This is a genomic window from Streptomyces sp. LS1784 (genome assembly GCF_020103755.1).
Classification (GTDB): Bacteria; Actinomycetota; Actinomycetes; order Streptomycetales; family Streptomycetaceae; genus Kitasatospora.
This window is the reverse complement of the sequence record NZ_JAHSQD010000684.1, coordinates 1-3,910: the sequence shown is the minus strand read 5'-3', so window position 1 is coordinate 3,910 and position 3,910 is coordinate 1. Positions and strand designations below refer to the sequence as shown.

The 3,910-nt window shown below is 74.0% G+C and carries 5 protein-coding genes and 2 pseudogenes; 5 read left to right on the top strand and 2 right to left on the bottom strand.

All coding sequences use genetic code 11. The features are described from left to right. Window positions 1–192 (bottom strand): annotated as a pseudogene (locus KS423_RS40520) (GNAT family N-acetyltransferase); the annotation flags it as partial. Window positions 193–301: 109 nt separating this feature from the next. Here KS423_RS40520 and KS423_RS40515 point away from each other — a divergent pair. Beyond that, entirely contained in the window at window positions 302–790 is a 489-nt protein-coding gene (locus KS423_RS40515; protein ID WP_224284733.1) for an LURP-one-related/scramblase family protein, read from the top strand. A gap of 117 nt (window positions 791–907) precedes the next feature. Then, the gene (locus tag KS423_RS40510; protein WP_224284732.1) at window positions 908–1,330 is read left to right on the top strand and encodes a DUF350 domain-containing protein; all 423 of its coding nucleotides are present in this window, start codon (window positions 908–910) and stop codon (window positions 1,328–1,330) included. A gap of 59 nt (window positions 1,331–1,389) precedes the next feature. Here KS423_RS40510 and KS423_RS40505 read toward each other — a convergent pair whose 3' ends face one another. Next, a complete protein-coding gene (locus tag KS423_RS40505; protein ID WP_224284731.1) occupies window positions 1,390–1,737 on the bottom strand; it encodes a helix-turn-helix domain-containing protein in 348 nt (115 codons plus the stop codon). Window positions 1,738–1,843: 106 nt separating this feature from the next. On the opposite strand from KS423_RS40505, the gene KS423_RS40500 reads away from it, so the two are divergent. The 3 genes and pseudogenes from KS423_RS40500 to KS423_RS40490 form a co-directional block, all read left to right on the top strand. After that, complete coding sequence (locus tag KS423_RS40500) at window positions 1,844–2,734, top strand: NAD(P)-dependent oxidoreductase (RefSeq protein ID WP_224284730.1); 891 nt, start codon at window positions 1,844–1,846, stop codon at window positions 2,732–2,734. Between the two features lie 23 nt (window positions 2,735–2,757). Beyond that, entirely contained in the window at window positions 2,758–3,327 is a 570-nt protein-coding gene (locus KS423_RS40495; protein ID WP_224284729.1) for a GNAT family N-acetyltransferase, read from the top strand. Window positions 3,328–3,508: 181 nt separating this feature from the next. Then, window positions 3,509–3,910: pseudogene (locus KS423_RS40490) on the top strand (hypothetical protein); the annotation flags it as partial.

Sequence of the window (3,910 nt, the reverse complement as noted above, 5' to 3'; positions counted from 1 at the left end):
GAGCCGGGCGCAGCGGGCGCGCAGCTCCTCGACGGTGGCCGGGCGGCCGCCGGTGAAGGCGTGCAGGGCCGGGTCGGCGAGCGCGGCCGCCAGCTCCTCGGCGTGCCCGGGGGCGATCGGCAGCAGGTCGAGGCGTTCGCTGCGCAGTTCGGCGGTGGTGAGGTCGCGGTGCATGGCGGTATTGAAGGTCATCCGGCGGTGCCGTGCGACGGGATTTCCGGCCGTGCTTCGTGCCGGTGCTTTTCCGGGGCCGGGGGTTCGGGGTCGAATGGGGCGACGTCAACACGGAGGAGGTCGCACGGTGCGGTATCTGGTCAGGGAGAAGCTGTTCGCGGTCGGCGACGACTACTGGATCGAGGACGACCACGGCCACAAGGCGTACCTGGTGGACGGCAAGGTCCTGCGGTTGCGGCACACCTTCGAGCTGAAGGACGCGCACGGGCGGGTGGTCGCGGTGGTGAAGGAGAAGATGCTCACCGTCCGTGACGCGATGAAGATCGAGGACGCCGACGGCGAGGTGATCGCCACGGTCCGGGAGAAGCTGTTCACCCCGTTCCGGGACAAGTACCTGGTGGACCTGGCCTCCGGCGGCGAACTGAAGATCCACGGCAACCTGATCGACAAGGACTACCGGATCGAGAACCACCACGGCGACGAGCTGGCCCGGATCAGCCGCAAGTGGTTCCGGATCCGGGACACCTACGGGGTGGAGATCGCCGACGGCGCGGACACCGGTCTGCTGCTGGCCGTCGCCGCCTGTGTCGACCACCTGGTGCAGGACGAGGACTGACTGTCCCCGGTTTCCGGATCTCCGGTCCGCCCCTCACCCGGGTGGGGTATCTTTTGCCAGCCCTTGACCATGGCGGTCAGCGGGCACGGCACGAGCGGACCGGGGGCTGGAACCACGATGAACGACATTCTGCACGGGCTCGGTGCGGCGGCGGCCTACGGCGTCCTCGGGGTGGTGCTGCTGCTGCTCGGCATCGGCCTGGTCGACCTGCTGACGCCCGGCCGGCTCGGCCACCAGATCTGGGTCGAGCGCAACCGCAACGCCGCCGTCCTGCTCAGCTCCGCGCTGCTCGGCATCGGCGGCATCGTCTTCACCGCGATCATGTACACCTACGCCGACTTCGCCAAGGGCCTGGTCTCGACGGCCTGTTACGGCCTGCTCGGGCTGGTGCTGATGGCCGTCGCGTTCTGGCTGGTGGACCTGCTGACGCCGGGCAAGCTCGGCGAGATCCTGGTCGAGCCCGAGCCGCACCCGGCGGTGTGGGTGTCGGCCGCCTGCAACATCGCGGTGGCCGCGGTGGTGTCGGCCGCGATCGCCTAGGACGGGCCTCGGGAAACGGGTCGGCGGCGCTCCGCCGGACGCCGCCGGGTGGGGGCGCGCTACGCCGGGTACGGCGCCTTGCCCAGGACGTGCTCCCGCCCCCAGTCCCCCAGCGGCCCCAGCGCCGTGTTGAGGCGGCGCCCGGCCTCGGTCAGCGCGTACTCGACCCGCGGCGGCACCTCGTCGTACGCCTCCCGGTGCACGATGCCGTGCGCCTCCATCTCGCGCAGGTGTGCGGCCAGCACCTTCTCGGTGATCCCCGGCAGCAGCCTGCGCAGCTCGCCGAAGCGGCAGCGCGGGCGTTCGCCCAGGGCCCAGAGGATCGACACCTTCCACTTGCCGCCGATCACGTCCATCGCGGCGTCCGTCCCGCAGACGTACGCCCCCGGCCTCGGCACGATCGCCATGCCCACCCCTTCCGGCCCCGCCGACCTCGATGCTCACCCCAGGGTAACCACCCACTTCGAAGTGCGTACTTGATCGTTTCCGGGGTCGGCGCGGAGGCTGACTGCCATGGCAACCAATCCCGTTGAGAACACGTCCAAGACCCCGCTCACCCTGCTCGGCCTCGGTGCGATGGGCACCGCGCTGGCCGGGGCCTGGCTCGCCGCCGGGCACCCGCTGACCGTCTGGAACCGCACCGCCGCCCGCGCCGACGGGCTCGCCGCCCGCGGTGCCACCGTCGCCGCCACCGTCGCGCAGGCCGTCGCGGCGAACCGGCTGGTCGTCGTCTGCCTGCTCGACGACGCCTCCGTGCTGGAGGCGCTGGACGGCGTGGACCTGACCGGCAAGGACCTGGTCAACCTGGTCACCAGCACTCCCGGGCAGGCCCGTGCCCGCGCCGCCTGGGCGGAGCAGCGCGGGGCCCGCTACCTGGACGGCGGGATCATGGCCGTCCCGCCGATGATCGGCGTCCCGGCGGCCGGGGCGTACGTGTTCTACAGCGGCTCGGCCGAGCTGTTCGAGGAGCACGGGGGCATCCTGGCCGCCCCGGCCGGCACCCGGTACGTGGGCGCGGACGCCGGCTACGCGGCGCTGCACGACGTGGCGCTGCTCAGCGGGATGTACGGGATGTTCGCCGGGATCGCGCACGCCTTCGCGCTGGTCCGCGGCGAGGCCGTGGCGCCGAGCGAGCTGGCGCCGCTGCTGGGCGGCTGGCTCGCCGCGATGTCCGGCTCGGTGGCCAGGACGGCGGAGCAGCTGGAGAGCGGCGACTACGCCCAGGACGTGGTGTCCAACCTGGCGATGCAGGTGGCCGGCCAGGAGACGCTGCTGCGCACCGCCGAGGAGCAGCGGGTGAGCGCCGAACTCCTTCAACCCTACTTCCGGTTGATGGAGCGTCGACTGGAGATCGGCGGTGGTGAGGAGGACCTGACCGGGGTCGTCGACCTGCTGCGACGGTGAGGTCCGGCCGGTAACGTACCGGCATGGAAGACCTCGAAGAACGCGCCACCGTCGTCGCGTCCGACTCGCGGCAGGCCGGGGCGGGGGTGGTGGTCCGACCGCGCTGCGCCGACGACCTCGCCGACTGCGTCCGGGTGCTGGGCGACGTCCACGCCGTCGACGGCTACCCCGCCGACTGGCCCGACCACCCCGCCGCCTGGCTGACCCCGGACGGCCTGCTCGCCGCCTGGATCGCCGAGTCGGACGGCCGGCTCGCCGGGCACGTCGGCCTCGCCCGCAGCGCCCCGGGTGACCTTGCCCCCGCGCTGTGGAGCCACCGCACCGGCGGCCCCCCGGAGCTCACCACCATGGTCGGCCGCCTCTACGTCGCCCCCAGGGCGCGCGGGCACCTCATCGGTGCCCGGCTGCTGGCCTGCGCCGTGGCGCACGCGCGGGCGCTCGGCCTGCACCCGGTGCTCGACGTCCTCGCCACCGACACCGCCGCCGTGGCCCTCTACCGCCGCCTCGGCTGGACCAGCCTCGGGAGCGGCGACCAGCGGTGGGCCTCCGGACGCACCGTCACCGTCCACTGCTTCGCCGCCCCGAGGGGGTGAACCGCTGCCCCGCCCGGCCGAACCAGGCCGGGCGGCCCGCGCCCTGCCGGCGATCTCCTCGGACGGGGCCAGGCGCCGGAGTGTGCTCCGGCGCGAGTGGTGCCGGGTTCCCCCGGGTGGGGGAGCCGGATCACCGCACCGGGGGAGGAGCGGTGCGGGCGGTGCGGGCGAGCCTGGCGGCATGGTGAGAGACGGGTGGGCGGTGAGCGGCTGGGGCCTCGGGTGCGCCGGGTTCGGGCTGGGGTGTGCGCTGAGCGGGACGGAACTGTTCGGCGCGGCCTGGCCGGGGTGGCTGGTCGCCGGCGTGGGGGCGGTCTCGGCCGCCGCCGGCCTGGCGGTGGTGCGGCGGAAGCCGGTGCGCCGGCTGCTGTGGCTGTTGTGCGGGGCGGCCGCGGTGGGGGCGTGGGGCCTGCTGATGGACGTGGTGACGCTGTTGTTCGGGCAGCGGGTGGACAGTGTCCCCGACACGGTGGAGCGCGCCCTGGTGGTGGTGGGGGCGGTGCTGCTGGCCCGCACCGCCCTGGGCCTGCGGCCGGGCGCCCGCGGTGGGCCGGACCGCCGGGCCGATCGAGCCGCGCCGGCG

Coding starts and splice junctions, on each gene's coding strand:
- KS423_RS40500 (WP_224284730.1), top strand. CDS start 1,844: ATGGCAACCAATCCCGTTGAGAACACGTCCAAGACCCCGCTCACCCTG.
- KS423_RS40505 (WP_224284731.1), bottom strand. CDS start 1,737: ATGGCGATCGTGCCGAGGCCGGGGGCGTACGTCTGCGGGACGGACGCC.
- KS423_RS40510 (WP_224284732.1), top strand. CDS start 908: ATGAACGACATTCTGCACGGGCTCGGTGCGGCGGCGGCCTACGGCGTC.
- KS423_RS40495 (WP_224284729.1), top strand. CDS start 2,758: ATGGAAGACCTCGAAGAACGCGCCACCGTCGTCGCGTCCGACTCGCGG.